19 protein-coding genes are annotated in these 21,546 nt (G+C 44.7%); 5 read left to right on the forward strand and 14 right to left on the reverse strand.

The window, feature by feature from the left end; all coding sequences use genetic code 11:
• Positions 1-32: 32 nt before the first annotated feature.
• From ZYMOP_RS08070 to ZYMOP_RS08100, 7 genes are all read right to left on the reverse strand, one after another.
• Positions 33-1,424: a glutamate--cysteine ligase gene (locus ZYMOP_RS08070; RefSeq protein ID WP_013934830.1), complete on the reverse strand. Its 1,392-nt coding sequence runs from the start codon at positions 1,422-1,424 to the stop codon at positions 33-35.
• A 168-nt stretch (positions 1,425-1,592) separates the two neighbouring features.
• A complete protein-coding gene (locus ZYMOP_RS08075) occupies positions 1,593-2,390 on the reverse strand; it encodes a 16S rRNA (uracil(1498)-N(3))-methyltransferase (RefSeq protein WP_013934831.1) in 798 nt (265 codons plus the stop codon).
• A gap of 88 nt (positions 2,391-2,478) precedes the next feature.
• A complete protein-coding gene (thiL, locus tag ZYMOP_RS08080) occupies positions 2,479-3,453 on the reverse strand; it encodes a thiamine-phosphate kinase (protein WP_013934832.1) in 975 nt (324 codons plus the stop codon).
• 19 nt (positions 3,454-3,472) lie between these two features.
• On the reverse strand, positions 3,473-3,943 hold the full coding sequence (nusB, locus tag ZYMOP_RS08085) for a transcription antitermination factor NusB (protein WP_013934833.1): 471 nt from the start codon (positions 3,941-3,943) through the stop codon (positions 3,473-3,475).
• Positions 3,943-5,235 carry a histidinol dehydrogenase gene (gene hisD / locus ZYMOP_RS08090; protein WP_013934834.1) on the reverse strand — a complete coding sequence of 431 codons (1,293 nt, stop codon included), beginning with the start codon at positions 5,233-5,235 and terminating at the stop codon, positions 3,943-3,945. Before hisD ends, nusB begins: the two co-directional genes overlap by 1 nt.
• A complete protein-coding gene (gene hisG / locus ZYMOP_RS08095) occupies positions 5,225-5,893 on the reverse strand; it encodes an ATP phosphoribosyltransferase (protein WP_013934835.1) in 669 nt (222 codons plus the stop codon). Before hisG ends, hisD begins: the two co-directional genes overlap by 11 nt.
• 88 nt (positions 5,894-5,981) lie before the next feature.
• Positions 5,982-6,293, reverse strand: a complete 312-nt coding sequence (locus ZYMOP_RS08100; RefSeq protein ID WP_013934836.1) for a BolA family protein — start codon at positions 6,291-6,293, stop codon at positions 5,982-5,984.
• Between the two features lie 83 nt (positions 6,294-6,376).
• On the opposite strand from ZYMOP_RS08100, the gene ZYMOP_RS08105 reads away from it, so the two are divergent.
• The 3 genes from ZYMOP_RS08105 to cobT are packed head-to-tail and all read left to right on the forward strand — an operon-like array spanning position 6,377 to position 9,911.
• Entirely contained in the window at positions 6,377-7,009 is a 633-nt protein-coding gene (locus ZYMOP_RS08105; RefSeq protein WP_013934837.1) for a J domain-containing protein, read from the forward strand.
• A 29-nt stretch (positions 7,010-7,038) separates the two neighbouring features.
• The gene (gene cobS, locus ZYMOP_RS08110; RefSeq protein ID WP_013934838.1) at positions 7,039-8,022 is read left to right on the forward strand and encodes a cobaltochelatase subunit CobS; all 984 of its coding nucleotides are present in this window, start codon (positions 7,039-7,041) and stop codon (positions 8,020-8,022) included.
• Positions 8,023-8,054: 32 nt separating this feature from the next.
• Positions 8,055-9,911, forward strand: coding sequence for a cobaltochelatase subunit CobT (cobT, locus tag ZYMOP_RS08115; protein ID WP_013934839.1), 1,857 nt, complete (start codon positions 8,055-8,057; stop codon positions 9,909-9,911).
• Between the two features lie 85 nt (positions 9,912-9,996).
• On the opposite strand, the gene ssb is transcribed toward cobT, so the two are convergent.
• The 3 genes from ssb to ZYMOP_RS08130 all read right to left on the reverse strand — a co-directional run bounded on the left by ssb (position 9,997) and on the right by ZYMOP_RS08130 (position 12,947).
• On the reverse strand, positions 9,997-10,554 hold the full coding sequence (gene ssb, locus ZYMOP_RS08120) for a single-stranded DNA-binding protein (RefSeq protein ID WP_013934840.1): 558 nt from the start codon (positions 10,552-10,554) through the stop codon (positions 9,997-9,999).
• A gap of 141 nt (positions 10,555-10,695) precedes the next feature.
• Positions 10,696-12,630, reverse strand: coding sequence for a ferrous iron transporter B (feoB, locus tag ZYMOP_RS08125; RefSeq protein ID WP_013934841.1), 1,935 nt, complete (start codon positions 12,628-12,630; stop codon positions 10,696-10,698).
• A 5-nt stretch (positions 12,631-12,635) separates the two neighbouring features.
• Entirely contained in the window at positions 12,636-12,947 is a 312-nt protein-coding gene (locus ZYMOP_RS08130; protein WP_013934842.1) for a FeoA family protein, read from the reverse strand.
• 368 nt (positions 12,948-13,315) lie between these two features.
• Between ZYMOP_RS08130 and dnaE the strand changes: the two genes are divergently transcribed.
• Positions 13,316-16,789 (forward strand): DNA polymerase III subunit alpha, encoded by a 3,474-nt coding sequence (gene dnaE / locus ZYMOP_RS08135; protein WP_013934843.1) that lies wholly within the window; start codon positions 13,316-13,318, stop codon positions 16,787-16,789.
• A 55-nt stretch (positions 16,790-16,844) separates the two neighbouring features.
• On the opposite strand, the gene ZYMOP_RS08140 is transcribed toward dnaE, so the two are convergent.
• The 4 genes from ZYMOP_RS08140 to ZYMOP_RS08155 form a co-directional block, all read right to left on the reverse strand.
• Positions 16,845-17,390, reverse strand: a complete 546-nt coding sequence (locus ZYMOP_RS08140; protein WP_013934844.1) for an HdeD family acid-resistance protein — start codon at positions 17,388-17,390, stop codon at positions 16,845-16,847.
• 239 nt (positions 17,391-17,629) lie between these two features.
• A complete protein-coding gene (gene purQ / locus ZYMOP_RS08145; protein WP_013934845.1) occupies positions 17,630-18,295 on the reverse strand; it encodes a phosphoribosylformylglycinamidine synthase subunit PurQ in 666 nt (221 codons plus the stop codon).
• Complete coding sequence (gene purS, locus ZYMOP_RS08150) at positions 18,295-18,528, reverse strand: phosphoribosylformylglycinamidine synthase subunit PurS (RefSeq protein ID WP_013934846.1); 234 nt, start codon at positions 18,526-18,528, stop codon at positions 18,295-18,297. Before purS ends, purQ begins: the two co-directional genes overlap by 1 nt.
• Positions 18,529-18,762: 234 nt before the next feature.
• Positions 18,763-19,767, reverse strand: a complete 1,005-nt coding sequence (locus tag ZYMOP_RS08155; protein ID WP_013934847.1) for a KpsF/GutQ family sugar-phosphate isomerase — start codon at positions 19,765-19,767, stop codon at positions 18,763-18,765.
• A 442-nt stretch (positions 19,768-20,209) separates the two neighbouring features.
• Here ZYMOP_RS08155 and ZYMOP_RS08160 point away from each other — a divergent pair, with 442 nt between their 5' ends.
• Positions 20,210-21,541 carry an efflux RND transporter periplasmic adaptor subunit gene (locus ZYMOP_RS08160; RefSeq protein WP_013934848.1) on the forward strand — a complete coding sequence of 444 codons (1,332 nt, stop codon included), beginning with the start codon at positions 20,210-20,212 and terminating at the stop codon, positions 21,539-21,541.
• Positions 21,542-21,546: the final 5 nt, after the last annotated feature.

Raw genomic sequence — 21,546 nt, forward strand, 5'->3', positions numbered from 1 at the left:
AGAAGGATGCTTAACAGAGCACCCTTCCTTAATTACCAAGCTAAAGGATGAGACCAATCACATTGTTGGTAAAGAAAATTCAGATCTTGGAATTTATTTTTTTGCTGCATTTCCAATAAATATTCAGCAGCACTTTGTCCGCTTTCCAAGATACGTTTAATCGGTTTCAAATAAAGCGATTCATCTTGTCCTTTTTCATTTAAATAGTTTCGTTTTATCAAAGCTTGTTCGATTAAGGGTAATAACTGACGACCCAATTCTAACAAGGTACGGCCATCACCCGTTACAGCCTGTAATCCTTTTTTAGGTGTATGATTCCGTAATGATTGATGATCATTAAGCGTCCAAGATTTAACGATATCCCATGCCGTATTCAATAAAGCGTCATCATAGAGAATACCGACCCAAAAAGCTCCTAAAGCTGGCGACATCAATGCAGGGCCTCCATCCGCACCCCGCATTTCCAGATAGCCTTTCAGGCGCACTTCAGGAAAAGCGGTAGAAAGATGATCGACCCAATCTGAAACCAACGGTTTTTCACCTGGTAAAGCGGGTAATTCACCCCGTAGAAAAGCGCGAAAATCCTGACCTGCGGCATCAATATAATGGCCATCTCGATACACAAAATACATAGGTACCGAGAGCATATAATCGACATAGCGATCGTAACCGAAGCCTTCTTCAAAAACGAAAGGCAAAATACCCGTACGATTAGGATCAGTATCTGTCCAGATATGACTGCGATAGGAAAGAAAACCATCAGGCTTCCCTTCCAAAAAGGGTGAATTCGCAAAAATAGCCGTTGCTAGGGGTTGAAGGGCCAAAGAAACACGGAATTTTTTGACCATATCTGCTTCGCTAGCATAATCCATATTCGTTTGAATAGTGCATGTCCGAAGCATCATATCTAACCCAAGATGCCCTACTTTGGGCATATAATTAGCCATAATTTTGTAGCGCCCCTTGGGCATTAGGGATAAGTCGCTACGTTTTTTATCTGGCCATAAACCCAACCCCATAAATCCAAGGCCGAGCGTCTCGCTAACCTCATTGATCTGCGCGATATGACGTGTAATCTCGCCATGGGTTTCATGAATACTGCGACGCGGTGCCCCCGAAAGTTCAAATTGTCCAGCCGGTTCCAAGCTGATGGCACCGTCATCACCACTTAACCCAATAATCGTATCGTTTTCGCATACTGGCTTCCAGCCAAAGCGTGTAAGCCCTTTCAAAAGAGCCTGTATGCCGCCTTCTTCTGTATAAGAAGGCGCATGATGATCCGTTTTTTTGTAAACGAACTTTTCATGTTCTGTCCCAACACGCCAGAGCTCTTGCGGTTTTTCACCTGCCTTGAAAATTCGTAACAAATCCTCACGATTCTCAATCGGACGATCTTGGCTGTTTGGGGTCTGTCGCGTACTCATACCACAAGATATAGCCTGTCTATTTTAAGGCTGCCAATCTATTTAGTCGTAACTTTTGCTCCACTCTGACAAAATTTTTCACAAAAAACAGGGAACTACTTTGGAGCAGTAGTTATTATTTAGTTCTTTTAAAGAATAACTTTCCTTTACCTTAGTTTTTTGACGAATTTATACAGGTGAATTTTGTGTTTCATTATAGATCGCGCGTGGTTGGCTATCCCAATCGCCCGCTTTGGTCATCCATAGAGTAATAGCCGCGATAGCGGCTGTATCCGCCCGTAAGATGCGAGGCCCCAAAGAAACAGGATAAGCTTGCTTAATATTTCCAATCAGGCTTCGTTCTTCATCCGTAAAACCGCCTTCTGGCCCAATTAAAATGGCAGAAGGGTGCGCTTTTCCAATCTCAGAAACGGCCTCTATCATTGGACGACCGCCTTCTTCATCGGCAAAAAATAATAGGCGTTCTGACGGCCAGTTATGAAGTAGATCTTTTAAAGAAAGCGGCTCGGTCACTTCGGAAAGCGCTGTGCGCCCACATTGTTCTGCGGCCTCAATTACATGGGATCTCAACCGTTCCAGATTGACCCGATCAACAATAGTACGTTGTGTTATCACCGGTGTAATTTGGGCGACACCCAATTCACAAGCTTTTTCATATATCCAGTCAATCCGGCCTTTTTTAATAGGCGCTGTTAACAACCATAAATCGGGAGTATTTTCTTTATCATGCAGATAGCGAATGATTTTAATCTGTAATTTTCGCCTATCCGCTTCAATCACTTCACCCAGCCAAGCGCCGGTTTGATTATCAAATAGAACTAAATGGCTACCCATTTTAAAGCGCATAACGGACAATAGATAATGCGCCTGTGTTCGTTCAGGTATAATAATCAAATTTAGGCTAAGGCGTTCTTCAATGAAAAGACGAGGGAGCGTTTTAACCGGCCATGCAGGTTCAGCGACCATAGTAAATCTTCTTTATTGGCGAAAAAACAAAAATTAAGAGATCAATTTTAGAAAGTTATCCAACGAAAATTATCTAACATGGTGCTTTTTAACAGTTGCATCCATGTTCATATCCCAAATTGCTGGGAGGTGTAATGAGGCCATGCTGGTTATAAAGAGACAGACCTTTTTCTTGAGAAAATTTACCCACCCGAAAAAGCCCGAAATTTTTTTCATCTGCTAAATGTTGTAATTTGTGCCGACAAGAAGAAGGCGCTGATAATATTAATTGATAATCATCACCCGCCGTTGCCGCTTGTAATCTTGTTGTTGGACTATCTCCAAAATAGGCAATAGCTTCTTTTGAGAGGGGCATTTTATCTAAATTAACCTTAACCCCAAGATTACTCGCTTCGGCTATGCGTTTCGCATCAATCAGTAGACCATCGGAAATATCAGCCATGGCATGGACATAAGGCGCAAGCCATGCCCCTTCTTCTAAACGAGGAACCGGACAGCGATAGGCCTGAATCAAAATTTCTGTTAGGGGATTATCAATAGGTTTTCGGCGGTTGAGAATACGCAATCCGAAACCTGCATCTCCGATTGGGCCCGTCACCCAAAGATCATCTTCGGCTTTGGCACCACGGCGATCGGGTGCCCCGCAGCTAGGCGCTAGACCTATAACCGTCATTCCCGAGAAGTGAGCGGTATGACGGGGTAGGGCGACTGTATCGCCCCCTAATAAAGGAAGATTATATTGATGGCAGGCCGAGGCCAAGCCTTTAACGAAGGCCTGATCCCATTTGTAATCTATGCCTAAACTATAGCCCATTAAGGCGCCCAGCGGTTTAGCACCCTTAGCGGCTAGATCCGAAAGATTAACCCCCACCAATTTCTGCGCCACTGTTTCTGGGGGATCGTTCGAAAGGTAATGCACATTTTCGACGATCATATCATGTGATAAGACAAGATCGCCTGTCGGGCGTGCCAAAATGGCAGCATCATCGGAAAGATTACGTGCAGCCGGGTCACCGGCAATCTGGCGTAATGCCATGATAAAAGCCTGTTCCCGGCTGGACATAGTTATTTCCTATTAGATTTTAAGCTTTTCCGCTTGCGGGACGCAGTTCTTTCGCAACCGCATCCAGCAAACCATTTACGAAGCTTTTTTCCTGACGATCATAAAAAGCATCAGCAACGTCAATATATTCGCTGATAATGGTAGCGGTTGGCACATCTGGTCGGGCTAACAATTCGTAGGAACCCGCGCGCAGAATCTGACGCATCGGACGATCGAGGCGTTCAAGACTCCAACCTGAAGAAAGATGTTTGGCAATAACGGTATCGATTTCCTGACAGCGTTCGCCTACACCTTTGACAATATCATCGAAGAAAGCGACTTCAGCCTTGATATAGGTAGCGTCTTCAATAGTCGCCCCTAACCGATACTGATGAAATTCATCCAATAAAATGGGAAGCGCCGTCTTTTCCATCTCGCGTTGATAAAGCGCCTGAACGGCAGCCAGTCTGGCTGCCGGACGGGACGCGGTGCGTTTTTTCGCGTGCGCCATTATGATTTAAGCCTTGATAATACAGATTCAGCATGGGCAGGAAGCCCTTCCGCTTGGGCTAAAGTAACCGCTGCAGGACCAATTTTACCGAGCGCTTTTTCTGAACAGTTAAGATAAGTCGTCCGCTTCATAAAATCGATTACCGATAAACCAGAAGAAAAGCGCGCGCGTCTTCCTGTCGGCAATACATGGTTGGGGCCGCCGACATAATCCCCAATCGCTTCTGGGGTATAGCGTCCCAAGAAGACTGAACCCGCATGACGGATTTTTGCAAATAAAGGATCGGGTTTAGCTACCGCTAATTCTAAATGTTCCGGTGCCAAACGATTAACCAGAGCAGGTGCTTCGTCCAAGGATTCTACTAAGATAGTAGCCCCATGTGTTTCCCAACTTTCTCTAGCTACCTTAGCAGTAGCTAATTTTCCTAGTCGATCTTCAACAGCGGAGAGTGTTTTTTCAATTAAATCAGATGAATCCGAAATCAGGATAGATTGACTCGTTGGGTCATGCTCTGCCTGACTGAGGAGATCGGCGGCCAGCCAATCAGGGTCATTGTCTTTATCGGCAACAATGACAATTTCCGAAGGGCCTGCGACCATGTCGATTCCGACTTCGCCGTAAAGCTGACGTTTAGCTTCGGCAACCCAAGCATTACCGGGGCCAACAATAACATCGACTGGCTTTATACGCTTTGTTCCACTAGCCAAAGCGGCAACAGCCTGCGCGCCGCCGATGCGCCAAATTTCATCCACTTCCGCGATGACAGCCGCTGCGATTACTGCTGGATTGATGATCCCATCCGGGGTCGGGGTGACCATAACCAAACGTTCTACGCCAGCAACCTTGGCAGGAATGGCATTCATAAGAACTGAAGAACAGTAAGCTGCCCGTCCCCCCGGTACATATAAACCGGCGGCTTCCACAGCTTGCCAGCGAACACCCATCCGAACGCCACTATCATCGGTTTGTTCGCTGTCTTTTGGCATTTGTGCTTCATGGCAGCGACGAATACGGGTCGCGGCTAATTTAAGCGCATCCATCAATTCAGAAGGCAAATTTTCACAGGCCGTCTTAATCTCATCCGCTTCTAGCTGCCATCCGATTTTATTGAGATCATGATGATCAAATTTTTGGGTTAATTCTAAAACGGCATCGTCACCGCGTTTTTTGACATCGGCAATAATCGCCGCAACATCCCGCGATACGTCACTTGCGCTTTCGCGCCGTTCGTCAACTAAACGTCCAAAATCGGCTGAAAAATCAGCTTTATTACTTTCTAATTTATGCGGCATTGTCCGTCACTCCTACCAATCGGCGGAAATTTTCAACTAAGGGCGCAATATCACCAGCACGCATTTTAAACGCAGCACGGTTGACAATTAAACGGGCAGAAATGGGCATAATCTTTTCGACTTCAACCAACCCGTTTTCTTCCAAGGTGCGCCCTGACGAGACGAGATCAACAATCCGGCCCGCAAGACCCAAAGCAGGGGCAATTTCCATTGCACCATTAAGCTTAATGCATTCTGCCTGAACCCCGCGAGCCTCGAAATGTCGATGCGTCAAATGCGGATATTTTGTAGCCACACGAACATGGCTCCATTCACGGGGATCATCTCCCTGAGCAAGCCTTTTGGGCTCGGCTATAGAAAGACGGCAGTGACCAATATTGAGGTCAACGGGGGCATAAAGCTCTGGGTAGCTGAATTCTTCTATCACGTCTGAGCCGACAATACCCATTTGGGCCGCACCATGCGCAACAAAAGTTGCCACGTCAAAAGCGCGAACCCGAATAATTTCGACATCATGACGATTGGTAGTAAAGCGCAGCAACCGGCTTTCTTTATCCAAAAAGGCAGCCTCTGGTATAATACCAGCCGCTTCCAACATAGGAAGCGCCTCTTTTAGAATACGACCTTTCGGGATAGCAAAGACAAGCGGTTTAGTCATGATGGAACGTCCATAACGTTTGCAGCACTATTCAGCAAGAAAAGGCGCTGTGAAAAGCGTAGCAAAAAGAATTTTTTTTTAAGTATGCTTACTCTGTCGGGCTGAGCGTGAGTTTTAAGGCATGAATTCGATCAGGTAACAGATCTCCCAAAGCCCTATGAACCATTTTTTCTCTATTGATTCGGCTTTCATTTTGAAAAGCCTTGGCCATAATAGTCAGAGAAAAATGGCTTTCTCCTTCATGCTTATGACCTGCATGACCCGCGTGGCTTGCACTATCATCTTGAATGACAAGCGTTTTCGGTGAAAGCGCGGCTTCAATTCTTTCTTTGATAAGGCGGGCAACGGGACCAGACTGACCATTATCAGAATCATTACCAAGGGTGCTGTGCATATTCATAAGGTCTTCCTATATAAAGATAACATCAAAAAAAACAGGAAAGGCGAGGGCTCCGTTCTCCCGAGAATCCTAAGAGCCCGAATATGGGGATAAGTTTGGCGGATAGAGGCAAAAAAAACAATTCAGCACGATTCCATGGTCGGGTTGAAGGACAGATACGACAATGTGAACATCCGGGCTGTGAATTACCGGGTGAATTTCGGGCACCGCGTCACCATAGATCAGATAATGCGGCGCCTGCTGGCGGTCTTGGTGACGAACGATGGCATTGGTTTTGTCTCGAACATGTCCGCGCCTTTAATGACAGTTATAATTTCTTTGCCGGTATGAGCGAAGAAGAAATTTATAATGCGCAACGGCCTTTTGCTGGCTGGGAAAGAGAAAGCCGAGCTTTTGCTACAAATGGTTCTCCGCCGCCCCGTTGGGCCGATTTTCAAGATCCCTTAGATGCTATCGGTGCCCGTTTTAAAAGAACAGCGCATAAGCGCTATACTTCTCATCAAAAGGGTAAAGCGGTTTCTTCTTTTGATGAAAAAGCTTTAAAAACACTAGGACTGGATGCTGATACGGATCGTCAACAGCTTAGAAAACGGTATGCTGAATTATTGCGCCGTTATCATCCTGATCGTAATGGGGGTGATCGTACGTATGAGAAGGCGTTACAGGATGTTATTGCGGCCTATACGCATTTGAAATCATCTGCGATTTTTGCATAGACATATAATATTATTCTCAAGGAGAGATCATGGCTGACTTGGAAAACTTTCAGTCCGATAGCGACAGCGGTACGGTATTGGATGCACCAGATATCAAAGTAAAAGTAAGAGATGTCTTTGGTATCGATTCCGATATGGAAGTGCCTGCCTTTTCGGTAGCCGATGAGCGGGTGCCTGATCTTGATCCTGCCTATATCTTTGATAAAGAGACCACCCTCGCGATTTTAGCTGGTTTTGCCTATAATCGCCGCGTGATGGTACAAGGCTATCATGGAACGGGAAAATCTTCTCACATTGAACAAGTGGCGGCCCGTTTAAAATGGCCTTGTGTGCGAATCAATCTGGATGCGCATATTAGTCGAATTGACCTTATAGGTCGGGATGCCATTGTCGTGCGCGATGGTCAGCAGATCACCGAATTCAAAGAAGGTATTTTACCTTGGGCTTTACAAACACCTACAGCCCTTGTCTTTGATGAATATGATGCCGGTCGTCCTGACGTTATGTTTGTTATTCAGCGTGTGCTGGAAACCGGTGGTAAGCTAACCTTGCTGGATCAAAATCGGGTTATCCGTCCCAGCCCGTGGTTTCGTTTGTTTGCAACGGCCAATACTGTAGGATTGGGCGATACCAGTGGTCTTTACCACGGTACACAGCAAATCAATCAGGGACAGATGGATCGTTGGAATATCGTTACGACTCTAAATTATCTGGCTTCTGAAACTGAAGAAAAGATCATTCTTGCAAAATGTTCTAATTATGACTCACCAGAAGGTAAGGCAATGATCGCCAAGATGGTCAAGGTCGCTGATCTTAGTCGAGCGGGCTTTATTAATGGTGATATTTCAACGGTTATGAGTCCTCGTACAGTTTTAAGTTGGGCTGAAAATAATCATATTTTCAAAGATCCTGCTTTTGCCTTTAGGGTCTCTTTCCTTAATCGTTGTGACGAAGCAGAAAGACCTCTGGTCGCCGAGTATTATCAGCGTGTTTTCGGTGCAGACTTATCTTAAATTAAGCTCTGCCTTTATGAAGGATAGGCGCCATGGCTGAAAATACCCAGATCGATAAATTCCGGCAGTATCTAAGCGGTGCAGCACGGGCTATTGCAGATAAAGATTCGCTTCAGGTGCGCTTCACCACACAGACACCTTCGATAAAGGGAAATGTTATCAGTGTTCCCATGCCTGATATTACGTTGTCGCCTGAAAATATCGCTTTGGCTCGTGGGGTAACAGACGCTTATGCTTTAAAAACCAAATGGCATGATTCAAAGCTGCATCACCATTTGAAACCATCAGATCCCACTGCAAGTGAACTTTTTGATAACCTTGAACAAACCCGTGTTGAAGCTATCGGTGCACAGGGGATGGAGGGCATCCGCCAAAATTTAAAAGCTGCGCTTGCTTTTCAGATTGCACAAACCAATTTGGCTCAGGCTAAAATTCGGGAAGAAGTACCGCTGGACATCGCTTTACCGCTTTTAGTACGGGAAAAAATGACAGGTGATCAGCCCCCTGCATCCGCAGAAAAAGCTTTAAAGCTACTCCGGCCTTGGATCACGGAAAAGGCGGGTAAAACCCTTGATGATTTAGCTAAATCGGCGGCTAATCAGAGTTCTTTTGCCGATAAGGCACTTCATTTATTACAGGATCTGCAAATTATCCCTTTGGATGATCAAGCAGAAACGAAGACGAGTCCTACTGATGATACCTCTGGTGATGAGGATAAAGAGAGCGAAGCCGGTTCATCAAGCGAACAAGATAGTCCGCAAGAAGAATCGGGTGGTGAACCACAGGAAATGCGCGGACAAGGTCAAGGGGATGAGTCCGATACTAGCGCCCATAACCCGGATCGGGACGGAAGCGATCAAGAAGAGCTGGCAACAGAGGGCGGCGATGAAGAAGGCGAAGGTCTCAGCCCAAATGCCACAGCAGGTAAAAATCAGGAAGAGGACAGCTTTCAGTATAAAATTTTTACAACCGCACATGATGAAATTGTTGCAGCGCATGATCTTTGTGACGAAGAAGAGTTACAGCGGCTACGAGCCTATCTTGATCAGCAACTAAGCCACCTTCATGGGGTCGTAACCCGTTTGGCCAATCGTCTACAACGGCGGCTTCAGGCACAACAAAATCGTAGCTGGGATTTTGACCAAGATGAAGGTTTATTAGATGCTGCGCGATTATCGCGTATTATCGCTAATCCTCTGTTACCTCTCAGCTATAAAATCGAGCGTGAAGCCTCTTTTAAAGATACGGTTGTTACTCTTCTTATTGATAATTCTGGTTCGATGCGGGGAAGGCCGATTTCAATCGCCGCGATTTCAGCTGATATTCTAGCAAGGACGCTGGAACGTTGCGGAGTGCGGACAGAAATTTTAGGCTTTACGACGCGGGCTTGGAAGGGCGGCAGCAGTCGTGAAGACTGGTTAAATGCCGGTCGTCCACCGGCCCCAGGGCGGCTTAATGATCTGCGTCATATTATATATAAAGAAGCAGATGAACCTTGGCGTCGCGCCAAAAATTCACTCGGTCTAATGATGCGGGAAGGGCTTTTAAAAGAAAATATTGATGGGGAAGCTTTAATATGGGCGCATAATCGTTTACTGGTGCGCCCAGAGGATCGGCGAATATTAATGGTTATTTCTGATGGTGCCCCTGTCGATGATTCCACGCTTTCTGTTAACAGCAGTAGTTATCTTGAAAAGCATTTAAGACAGGTTATCAATTGGATTGAAAATAAATCACCTGTGCAATTGTTGGCCATCGGGATCGGGCATGATGTAACCCGTTATTATCGGCGTGCGGTTACTTTGATGGATGCTGAACAGCTGGGCGGCGCGATTGTGGAGCAGCTGGCTGCTCTTTTTGATGACCGTAAAAGTAAAACTTCCAGTTAAAATTGAATATGTATTTTCTTTATATAAACGAAAAAGCCTGACTAAAAAGTCAGGCTTTTTTGCTTTATTCTATTTTTCATAAATCTTAAAATGGGACATCATCGTCTAAATCAATACCAAAAGGGTCGTGGCCTTCGTTCTTATTGCCACCCGCTGGGGTATTATTGTCAAAATCACCGTTGGTCTTGCCCCAATCGTTATTTTGATGGCCCGCATTACTGGAACCAAAATTATTATTGCCGGTGTTGCCGCCAAATCCACCACTACTGCCGCCGCCAAAATCGCCGCCGCTACGACTATCCAGCATGACAAGCTGCCCATTGAATCCTTGTAAAATGATTTCAGTGGTATAGCGATCCTGACCCGATTGATCTTGCCATTTGCGCGTTTGCAATTGGCCTTCGATATAAACTTTACTTCCCTTGCGAAGATATTGTTCGACAACTTTTACCAGACCTTCACTGAAGATCGAGACAGAATGCCATTCTGTTTTTTCACGTCGTTCACCCGTATTACGGTCGCGCCATGTTTCTGACGTTGCAATACGCAGATTGGCCATCCGGTTACCGTTACTAAAGGTTTTGATTTCAGGGTCACGCCCCAAATTACCCAGTATGATGACCTTATTAACGCTGCCTGCCATAACTTATGAGAATCCTTCAAAAAATCCGATATTGTCTTCCTTTAAACAAAAAGCCCTAAACAAAAAAGCACACTGTGGCGTAATTTAAGAATGACCCAACAAATCACGCCACAGGGCTAAAATATTATGTTTATGTCGACTTTAAAGTCCAAACATTCGGGCTACATGGAAAACAACGGTTGCAGCAATATAAGCAAGACCAAAGAGATAGGCCAGCGTGAACAAAGGCCACTTCCAACCATTCGTCTCACGTTTAATGACCGCAATCGTGGCAAGGCATTGCGGTGCAAAAACAAACCATGCCAAGAACGCTAAAGCTTGAGATAAAGGCCATCCTTTGCGCAAGGTATCGATTAAGGATTCCTGCGTTTTTTCTTCATCACTGCTATCAATGGAATAGACTGTAGCTAGTGCACTAACGGCTACTTCGCGTGCTGCCATCGCTGGAATGACGGCCATCGTCATCGCATGGTTAAAGCCTGCTGGCTTCATGATCGGATCAAGGGCTGCTGCTACCCGACCTGCAATAGAATATTCACTCTGTGGCACGCCTTCAGGGGCTTGCGGGAAAGCCAAAACCGCCCATAACGCGATAGATACCGTTAAAATAGTGGTTCCGGCGCGTTTCAGGAAAATCAGGGCACGTTGCCACAAACCCAAAACAATATCTCGCCAGATAGGCATCTGATAACGCGGCATTTCAATGAGGAAAAGACCTGCCTTTCCTTTTGCCAGCGTATAGCGGAAAATCAAGGCGACTAACATGGCTGCACAAATTCCGGCGACATAAAGCAGGAACATGACCAAGCCTTGTAACCCTATTCCAAAACCGACATTTTTGGCAGGGATGAAGGCCCCGATAATCACCGAGTAAACCGGTAATCGTGCCGAGCAGGTCATTAAAGGGGCAATCAATATGGTCGTTAGCCGGCTTTTAGGGTCTTCAATAGTCCGCGTTGCCATAATACCCGGAATAGCACAGGCAAAAGAGGATAATAGAGGAATAAAGGCCCGTCCGGTTAGGCCTACTCGTGCCATCATCCGATCCATCAAGAAGGCGGCTCTGACCATATAGCCTGACCCTTCCAACAGAAGGATAAAGAAAAACAGGATAAGAATTTGGGGTAAAAACACCAAAACTGATCCGACGCCCGCAATGATACCATCTACCACCAAAGATCGTATCAAGCCTTCAGGCAATAACGGTCTGATAAAATCTTGAAGGGCTGTAAAGCTATCTTCGACCCAGCTGATCGGTGCTTCTGACCAGGCAAAAACGGCCTGAAAGACAAAGAACATCAATCCGGCTAAAATGATAGGGCCTAGAAAAGGATGAAGGACGATATTATCAACCTTCTTCGACCATCCTTGCGGTTTATGGGTTACCTCGGTAACCGTTTTGGCAATATCATTGGCAATCGGTTGATAAAAAGATATATCCTCTAATATCGGCATATCACCCAGAGCGGTGGTCTTGGTTTTACCCTCTGAATGGGCTGACTCTGCCAGTATTTCTTGCGTAAGACGGGCTAATTCTTGCTTGAGTTCATCAATACCCCGCTGTCTGACGGCAACGGTAGCAATAACTTTTGCCCCTAATTTTTGAGATAAAAGATCAAGATTAATCTTCAATCCATCGCGTTCTGCCATATCGGTCATGTTAAGCGCGATGACAGTAGGAATTTTTAAACTTAATAATTGCAGTGTAAATCGTAAATGATGGGTAAGATTGGTCGCATCTAAAACAATCAGTAAGACATCAGGAATTTTTTCACCCGGCATATTGCCGAATAAAACGTCCCGTGTCACTCGCTCATCAGCACTTCCTGGATCAAGGCTATAGGTGCCGGGTAAATCCACGACATTAACAGGACAACCATCTGGCAAAGCCATGTGGCCGTATTTACGCTCAACTGTGACCCCCGGATAATTTCCTACTTTTTGATGTGCCCCCGTTAATGCATTAAATAAGGCAGATTTACCCGTATTCGGGTTTCCTACCATTGCAATTAACGGAGTACTGACCCCCGCTTTGTCCATGACTGGCGGTGAACTATCCCCACAATGCTCGCTCATATAAGTTAGGCCTGTCCTACTGAAGAAGATAGAATAGTCTCATTGGAAACGGGCACAGTCTGATCTGCCTGTGAAGTACTTACAGGGGGTTTAACCGAGATAACAGCCGCTTCATTTTGACGAATAGCAATCAGCATGTTGTTGACGCGGCAGGCAATGGGATCATGACTGATAGGGGCTAGATGTTGAATTTCTACTTCTGCCCCTTGATAGAAACCTAAGTCACGTAAACGCCGTCCTATTTGAGGATCCAAGGCTGACCAATCAACATCGGTTATAACTGTTGCCTGTCGTAGCGGCAGTTGGTTAAGACGCATAGATATTATCCCGTTAAAAAGCAGACATATAATATAATTAAATTTCTTAATTTTGAATTATTGGAATAGAAAATATATTATAGCTCCAAAATTCAATCTAGTGAGTAGTCTCATAAAAACAAATTTAATGCAACTTATTATCAATAAGAATAATGTTACGATATATTGTATCAATATTGTAACATCCGTACAGGGGCAAGCATTGAAAAATATACTCTTTACTCCAGCACTATTTTAGGATTTATCCCACGGAATTCATGCTACAAATCAGATAATTCTGTCATAATAAAGAAGCTATCCGCGCCAGGATCATCGGCATCTTAAAACCGACAAAAAGCTTTTTGTACTTGTTTCAAGGTGTTTTTACTATGTCTTATACCCCGTTTGTGCCTCTTAGGATTTTTTCTGGTTTTACGATGCTGGAAGGGGCAATCGAACCCAAAGACATTACTAAATACGCGAAGAAGCAAGGTTTCCCTGCCGCCGCTATCTGTGATCGTAACGGTCTTTATGGGGTAATGACTTTTTCAGATAGTGCTAAGAAGGATGGTGTTCAGCCTATCATGGCTACCTTTTTAGCGGTCGCACGACCTCTTCGCGGTGGTGAAAAAGGAGGCCAAGAATTAGTCATCGACTGGATTGCGCTCTATGCTCAGGATGAAACGGGCTATAACAATCTATGCACCTTGGTCTCTCATGCCCATCTTGATCGTCCACTCGATCAACCGCCGCATGTGCCGATGGAGATATTAGAAAAATATACAGATGGCCTTATAGCTTTAACAGGCGCAGGCGAAGGCGCGCTCGTAAGATTGCTGGCGGCTGAACAGCAAGAAGAAGCCGAAGCCTATCTTGATAAACTGCAAACGCTTTTTCCCGATCATCTGTATATAGAGTTAGCAAGACGGGATGATCCTATCGAAGAAGCCGCCGAAGAAGGCCTTATCACGTTGGCTTATGCGCATGGTATCCCTTTAGTTGCGACTAATCCTTCCTGTTTTTTAGAGGCTGATTTTCATCCTGCCCATGATGCAATGTTATGTATCGCCGCTTCGGCTTATGTAGATAGCCAAGAGCGCCGCCATAGTTCTCCCCATGCGTGGATAAAATCGGGCGCAGAAATGGAACGTCTTTTTGAAGACATTCCAGAGGCTATTCAAAACACACTTGTTGTGGCCCAGCGCTGTGCCTTCGCGGCTCCCGTTCGTAAACCGATTTTGCCCAGTCTGGCCGGTGATAGGGAAGGGGAAACCCTGATGCTACGCAAAGACGCATGGGCAGGATTAGAATCGCGCCTTGCCGCCATGCCGAGGCCCGTTAACCGTGCGCGCTATGAAGAACGCCTAAAGTACGAATTAAATATCATCGAAAATATGGGATTTCCTGGCTATTTTCTAATCGTTGCCGACTTCATCAAATGGGCAAAAGCTAATCAAATTCCCGTAGGGCCGGGACGAGGTTCGGGTGCTGGGTCGGTCGTTGCTTGGGCGCTTACCATTACCAATCTTGATCCTTTACAATTAGGTTTGTTGTTTGAACGCTTTCTTAATCCAGAACGCGTTTCCATGCCGGATTTCGATATTGATTTCTGCGAAACGCGGCGTTCCGAAGTTATCAGCTATGTGCAGCATAAATATGGTCTGGATCACGTTGCCCAGATTATTACTTTTGGAAGAATGAAGGCGCGCGCCGTTTTAAAGGATACCGGTCGCGTTTTACAAATGAGTTATGGACAGGTCGATAGGTTAGCTAAATTAGTTCCTAGTCAGGTTAGTGATCCTTGGACATTGGATCGCGCGCTAAAAGGCGTTCCTGAAATCACCAAGGCTTATGATACAGAAGAAGAGGTGCGGCGGCTTTTTGACCTTGCTATGAAATTAGAAGGTTTGCCACGCCACAGTTCAACCCATGCCGCAGGCGTTGTTATTGGTGATCGGCCCTTACATCAATTAGTACCGCTTTATCGTGATCCGCGATCTGATTTTCCCGTCACGCAATTCGACATGAAATATGTTGAAAAAACAGGATTGGTCAAATTCGACTTTTTGGGTCTTAAAACGCTTTCAGTACTGAACAAAGCGCTTCAAATGTTAAAACAGCGCGGTATTGAAGTTGACCTTGATCATATCCCTCTTGATGATGAAGCCGTTTTTGAACTTTTAAAACAGGGTGACACAGTCGGTGTGTTCCAGTTGGAATCGGAAGGGATGCGCCGCACGCTTGCCGCGGTGAAACCAACCCGTTTTGAAGATATTATTGCCCTTGTTGCGCTTTATCGTCCGGGACCTATGGATAACATTCCCAGTTTTGGGGCTCGTAAAAACGGGGAAGAAGAGATTGAGTATCCCCATCCTTTATTGGAACCCGTACTCAATGAAACCTACGGCATTATTGTTTATCAAGAACAGGTGATGCAGGCGGCTCAGGTTCTGGCTGGTTATTCTTTAGGGGAAGCCGATTTATTGCGGCGCGCCATGGGTAAAAAAATTCAGGCCGAAATGGACGCCCAAAGGTCACGTTTTGTGGAAGGGACAAAACAGCATAATATCGGTGAAAAACAAGCCAATGAGCTATTTGATTTAATCGACAAATTTGCCGGTTATGGTTTTAATAAAAGTCATGCCGCCGCTTATGCCTTGGTCGCTTATCAAACGGCATGGCTAAAAGCGCATTTTCGGGCAGAATTTTATGCTGCCGCTATGTGTTTTGATATGACGCTTACAGATAAATTGCAGATATTTGTGGATGATATGCGGCGTTCTGGTTTGCGTTATCTTGGGCCGGACATCAATCATAGTCAGTCTGGATTTATCGTCGAAGAAGGCTGTGTCCGCTATGCACTGGGCGCTTTAAAGGGCGTTGGTGAAAAAGCAATGGATGACATATGCCGCGAGCGCGATCTAAACGGCCCCTTTAAAAATTTGGATGATTTTGTCAATCGGATCAATCCGGCCCACCTTAATCGGCGGCAATTGGAAAGTCTCGCCTCAGCGGGCGCGTTTGATTCTCTTAATATCGAACGCTGTGCAGTGCATCGCAGTAGCGAAATGATCATCGCGATGGCGGCTAATATTTCTCGTATGCGGGATAGCGGACAAGGTGGGCTGTTTGGCGCGGCAGAAATGGCTATGCCTTCTATTCAATTACCTGATGATAAAGTCTGGACTTTGGCCGAACGGATGACAGCGGAAAAAGAAGCTTTTGGTTTTTTCTTTTCTTCTCATCCCCTTGATCATTATCATTCTTTATTGTCGGCCATGCGGATAAGAAGCCGGACAGATATTAACAGGATGATTCCACCCGCCGATAATAGTCGGATACCGACACAAATGGGCGCAATGATCGAAGAGATACGCTGGCGCAATTCGGCTCGGGGCCGCCGTTATATGATGATTGCTGCTTCGGACACCTCTGGTCAATTTCTGGCCAGTTGTTTTGATGATACGGCCGCAGAATCATTGGAAAAAGCGGCTAAAGATAACGCCTGTGTTATTATGCAGGTTGAATTAGACTGGCGATCAGGGGATGAAACGCCCCGTATTTCTGTGCGGAGCATCCAGTTTTGTGAGGCGTTAACCGCTTCGGTACGGTTAAGGATGAAGATTGAGACCGGAGAACCTGAAACGGTCAAGGCTTTATCGGATTTGATTAAACCTCATCACGGTGGTCACGGGGAGTTATATATTACGGCTCTTTTGCCCCTACCACAGGGTGGGCGCGCTGAAGTATTGATCGGTCGTGATTATATTTTAGACGCCGAATTAAAAGCCCGCATAGAACGACTATCGGGTGTGCAGGCGGTCCATTTTGGTTCGACTTTTGAAGAAAAACAGACGGCCTGATTCTTCTGGCCGTCTGTATCGAAGACTATAAGGTTTGGAATGGCTTGATTTTAAATCAAATCAAGTTTTCTTCTTGTAAATGTTTCAGGCGGATAGCCATTATCATCATCCCAATACCTTCACTGACAAAGGCGAAACCGACAGCCCAACCTAAAAAGGCAAGGGCAACGGCTGAATTGGAAAAGAAGAGGAAAAAGGCTATAATGAGGTTAATAACACCTCTTAAAATGAGCCAACTTCTTTCTTGAATGATCCGGCTAGCAATTAATAACTCGGTTACCCCGACAAGGAACAACCAACAGGCAATTAACCAGACAATGGTTAAGGCGCTAGCGATTGGATATTCAATGGCAATAATACCGGTAATAATGGCAATGATACCGCAAATAATATCAAGCCAATGGCCGCGTATCCGACGACTGCTTAATCCTGAAACTGTAGCAAAGGCACCGGCAATAATTAACAACCATCCAAAAAATATGCCGCTTGCGATAGAGGTTACAAAAGGAAAACATAAGGCTGCAACACCAAACAGGATTTGGCAAACAGCATAAGCCATTGTCCAGCCCCAGCTGCGGTTCTCAGAAAATAAACGTTTCATTTTTCTTTCTTCTCCGCAGAAATCAGATAATGATTCCGATTTTAATGCTCTTTAGCAGAATCCTATTTCTGCTATAAAGAAAGATAAAAAGAAGCGGATAGTTCCTGTCTTTTTAAAAATAAAAATATTTTGTGGGGTATTTTTAAAAACCTTCAATAGAAGGGTTCTTGTTTTATACTCTTCTCAGATAAAGGCTGTTTATAACCGGCACATTTTGAAATGACCGGTTATATTGGATATTAAGCTAAGACTTTGGTTAAAGAAGCAAAGAAATTATATCCATCTGTTCCTTTATGTGCGGCTTCAATCATTCTTTCTGGATGTGGCATCAATCCTAATACATTGCCTTTTTTATTTAAAATACCGGCAATATTACGGACAGATCCATTGACAGATTCTGTATAGCGTAACGCAATACGATCTTCATCTTCCAACTGATTCAAGGTTGCTTCATCTGCAGTAAAATTACCATCATGATGGGCGACCGGTAGCCGGATTTTTTCATTTTTTTGGTAGAGTCGGGTAAAAGATGAGGTCGTATTGACAACCTCTAATCCGACATCTCGACAAATAAAGGATAATCCGGCATTCCGCATTAAAGCACCCGGCAATAAGCCGGCTTCTGTCAAAATTTGAAAACCGTTACAAATCCCCATAACGGCGACACCGCGCTCAGCCTGTTTAATAACGGCACTCATTACAGCCGAACGGGCGGCCATAGCCCCTGAACGCAGGTAATCTCCATAAGAAAATCCACCCGGCAAGGCAATGAGATCAAGATTATTCGGTAAGTCCGTTTCCTGATGCCAAACCATCATTGGTTTAGTGCCGCAGATTTTTTCAATAGCAACGGCCATATCCCGATCACAATTAGAACCGGGAAAAACAAGAACAGCGGCTTTCATCAGGCAACCTTCTCGATACGAAAGCTTTCGATAACCATATTTGCCAATAATTTTCGGCACATATCTTCGATTTCTTGATCCGTTACCTTGTCATCGAGGTCAAGCTCGATTAGCCGGCCGACGCGCACATTATCAATGCCGGAAAAGCCTAAACGCTCAAGGGCGTGATGAATGGCTTTACCTTGCGGATCGAGAACGCCATTTTTCAGCGTAACATGAACATTGGCTTTCACTATCGCGTTCTCCGTGTCTGATTTATAACAAGCATCAGGGCGCTTCATAGCCATTCGCCGGTTTTAAACAAGGGGCAGACCATAAGCTTTATAGTCATTTTCCTTAAAAAACTTCTCTAAATTAGACAATCACAAAAGAGAAGGCTTGCCCGACATAGAAGGCATAAAAAAGTTATGACCTCAAAAACAGGCTTATTTTTTAGAGGCTCTCCTTTACCATCCCTCTAAAACACCTCAACCCATTCGCATCAGATCGTGGATATGCAGCAGGCCAACAGGACATTTTTTACCATTTTTTCCTAGGATGAACAAACTGGTGATTCTTCTTTCATTCATCAAAATCAAGGCATCTTCCGCCAAATCATCGGCCCGCATTGTTACCGGATCACAGGTCATCACGTCTTTCGCCATGCTTTCCATGAGATGATCGGCATGACGTCTTAAATCACCATCCGTGATAACCCCTAATAATTCGCCTTGTTTATTAATAACACCGGCGGTGCCAAAACTTTTTTTGCTCATTGTTACCAATACTTCACGCATCGGCTCTTCGGCATCAACCAAGGGAATAGCCTCGCCTTCATGCATTAAACGACCAATCGACTGTAGCCGAAAACCGATTTCGCCACCTGGATGTAATAATTTAAACCCGTCACGCGAAAAGCCACGATAGCGCATCATGCTTACGGCTAGAGCATCTCCTAACGCCATGGTTAAAGTTGTGGATGTTGTTGGTGCAATATTAGCCGGACAAGCTTCTTTCAATTCCGGTAATCGTAAAGTGAGCAAAGCTTCTTTGGTTAAAATGTCCCCTTTTTGAGAAGTAATGACGATTACAGGGACATCCAAAGTTTTTGCATAAGCAATCATAGGTAATAATTCACGGGTGCGTCCAGAAAAGGAAATGGCGATCATGACATCGCCCCCCATCATCATACCTAAATCACCATGCGCTGCTTCTGCTGGATGGATAAAAAAAGCAGAAGAGCCAGTAGAGGCTAACGTAGCGGCTATTTTTCGGCCGACATGGCCTGATTTTCCGATGCCGCTTACAATAATACGACCATGTGCCTTTAATAATAACTCAACAGCTTTTGCAAAATCGTTAGTAATAGACGTGGCCAGATCATGCATGGCAGCTGCTTCCGCTAGAATAACATGTCGCCCATGTTCAATAAACTGGTTATAGAGTGATATATTATCATACGAATTCTCTATCAACTTAACAGTCTGTTGCATGGGGTGCCTCTTACCTAAATAAACTATATTATTTTATAATTTTTATCAAAATTATTGACTAAATCTATCAGTAAATAACGTTGACTTCATGGAAGTTTAATCTATTAATTCTTTAATTACGCATTTTGGGAATTAAATAATTTAGTTTGCTTTAACCTTCATAAAAAAGATTAGTTTTTATAAGGTTAAGACCTTAATTTAATAAAAATTAACATAATAAGAATATTCAGGTTTATCTGTTCATTTTGACGTAAAATTTTTAACGTTATGAATTGCCAACCATTCTAAATCCGATACACGCGAAGAATATCGTTTTTGGAAAAGGCCATAGAGAAAAATTATCGGTTCTAGTTAATTTTCGGGCAAGAAAAGCCCCGTTATCCTATGCTAGAAACAGGCTTCTACCGATGAAGTCATAATGAGGAGGGGATTGCCACTTAACATGAGCGACAAAACAGACGGGCCACAGACTCCTCCTTCTGCTGAAAATAAAACAGACAAAAATCCGCCTCGACCTCTTTCAAAAAATGGCAAAATCAAAAGCTGGATTATCTGCCTTTTTATATTAGGTTTTATCTTTCTTCTTATTACCTACATTACCCATCGGAACAAAGCCTCACAGAAAAGTGGGAATACCGCCTCGCAACGACATCATAATGGTCGTTCCGGTATGGGACCGCCCGGGTCAGAGGGTGATAATATGCCGGTAACGGTGGGTATTACCCAGAGTAAAACAGCCGATGTCCCGATTGTCGTCGAAGCGCTTGGTACTGTAACCCCTGTCTTTACTATTACAGTAAAGCCTCAGGTATCAGGGGTTATTCAACATATCCTTTATAAAGAAGGTCAGCTTGTTCACGAAGGACAACCGCTTGCTGTTATTGATCCTCGTCTTTATGCAGCACAGCTAACCCAAAGTCGGGGCAATCTTATGCGTGATATAGCGCAGTTGGAAAATGCGCGAATACAACTAGCGCGCGATCGGCAGTTGGGTTCAGATTCTATTGCCAAACAGGATGTCGATACACAGGCCGCTTTGGTCCATCAGTTGGAAGGCACTGTCGAGAATGATCGAGGTGCGGTCCGCTATGCCGAGGTTAATTTAGGATATACGACCATTCCATCTCCGGTTACGGGGCGGGTAGGGCTACGCCCTGTCGATCAAGGGAATTATATCGCCTCAGGCGATACCAATGGGGTCGCTGTTGTCACCTCGCTTGATCCTATAGATGTTGTTTTTACGATGGCTCAAGATTTTGTCCCTGCTGTTGAACGACAGATAAAAATGGGTCGTCAACTTACCGGCACCGCTTTTGATCGGACAAAAACAGAAAATCTTGGAGAGGGCTGGCTATTAACACTCGATAACAAAATCGACACGACCAGCGGCACTATTAAAGGGAAAATACGCTTTCATAATGGTCAGGGAAAACTTTTTCCTAATCAGTTTGTTAATATTCGCCTTAATGTTGAAACCCTTCCCCATGTAGTTATTGTTCCTTCTTCCGCTGTTAGGGAGTCTGATGAAGGAAGCTATGTCTGGTTGGTAGACAATAATAAAAAAGTACATCGCCATTTTGTAACAACGGGTACGTCTTTCAAGGATAATATTGTTATTCTAAGGGGGCTAAAGGAAAATCAAAATATTGTTACTGAAGGCGGCGACCGCCTGATTGAAAATTCGGTTGTGCAGACTCCAGCAGATACTTCGCAGAAAATGGGGTTATCTAATCGCAGTAACCAGAATACAAAACAGTCTCAGGCACAGCATTAAAATGA

Source organism: Zymomonas mobilis subsp. pomaceae ATCC 29192 (genome assembly GCF_000218875.1).
GTDB classification, from domain to species: Bacteria; Pseudomonadota; Alphaproteobacteria; order Sphingomonadales; family Sphingomonadaceae; genus Zymomonas; species Zymomonas pomaceae.

Excerpts from the sequence above, each read along its gene's own strand:
- ZYMOP_RS08070 (WP_013934830.1), bottom strand. The coding sequence starts at position 1,424 with ATGAGTACGCGACAGACCCCAAACAGCCAAGATCGTCCGATTGAGAAT.
- ZYMOP_RS08075 (WP_013934831.1), bottom strand. The coding sequence starts at position 2,390 with ATGGTCGCTGAACCTGCATGGCCGGTTAAAACGCTCCCTCGTCTTTTC.
- thiL (WP_013934832.1), bottom strand. The coding sequence starts at position 3,453 with ATGTCCAGCCGGGAACAGGCTTTTATCATGGCATTACGCCAGATTGCC.
- nusB (WP_013934833.1), bottom strand. The coding sequence starts at position 3,943 with ATGGCGCACGCGAAAAAACGCACCGCGTCCCGTCCGGCAGCCAGACTG.
- hisD (WP_013934834.1), bottom strand. The coding sequence starts at position 5,235 with ATGCCGCATAAATTAGAAAGTAATAAAGCTGATTTTTCAGCCGATTTT.
- hisG (WP_013934835.1), bottom strand. The coding sequence starts at position 5,893 with ATGACTAAACCGCTTGTCTTTGCTATCCCGAAAGGTCGTATTCTAAAA.
- ZYMOP_RS08100 (WP_013934836.1), bottom strand. The coding sequence starts at position 6,293 with ATGAATATGCACAGCACCCTTGGTAATGATTCTGATAATGGTCAGTCT.
- ZYMOP_RS08105 (WP_013934837.1), top strand. The coding sequence starts at position 6,377 with ATGGGGATAAGTTTGGCGGATAGAGGCAAAAAAAACAATTCAGCACGA.
- cobS (WP_013934838.1), top strand. The coding sequence starts at position 7,039 with ATGGCTGACTTGGAAAACTTTCAGTCCGATAGCGACAGCGGTACGGTA.
- cobT (WP_013934839.1), top strand. The coding sequence starts at position 8,055 with ATGGCTGAAAATACCCAGATCGATAAATTCCGGCAGTATCTAAGCGGT.
- ssb (WP_013934840.1), bottom strand. The coding sequence starts at position 10,554 with ATGGCAGGCAGCGTTAATAAGGTCATCATACTGGGTAATTTGGGGCGT.
- feoB (WP_013934841.1), bottom strand. The coding sequence starts at position 12,630 with ATGAGCGAGCATTGTGGGGATAGTTCACCGCCAGTCATGGACAAAGCG.
- ZYMOP_RS08130 (WP_013934842.1), bottom strand. The coding sequence starts at position 12,947 with ATGCGTCTTAACCAACTGCCGCTACGACAGGCAACAGTTATAACCGAT.
- dnaE (WP_013934843.1), top strand. The coding sequence starts at position 13,316 with ATGTCTTATACCCCGTTTGTGCCTCTTAGGATTTTTTCTGGTTTTACG.
- ZYMOP_RS08140 (WP_013934844.1), bottom strand. The coding sequence starts at position 17,390 with ATGAAACGTTTATTTTCTGAGAACCGCAGCTGGGGCTGGACAATGGCT.
- purQ (WP_013934845.1), bottom strand. The coding sequence starts at position 18,295 with ATGAAAGCCGCTGTTCTTGTTTTTCCCGGTTCTAATTGTGATCGGGAT.
- ZYMOP_RS08155 (WP_013934847.1), bottom strand. The coding sequence starts at position 19,767 with ATGCAACAGACTGTTAAGTTGATAGAGAATTCGTATGATAATATATCA.
- ZYMOP_RS08160 (WP_013934848.1), top strand. The coding sequence starts at position 20,210 with ATGAGCGACAAAACAGACGGGCCACAGACTCCTCCTTCTGCTGAAAAT.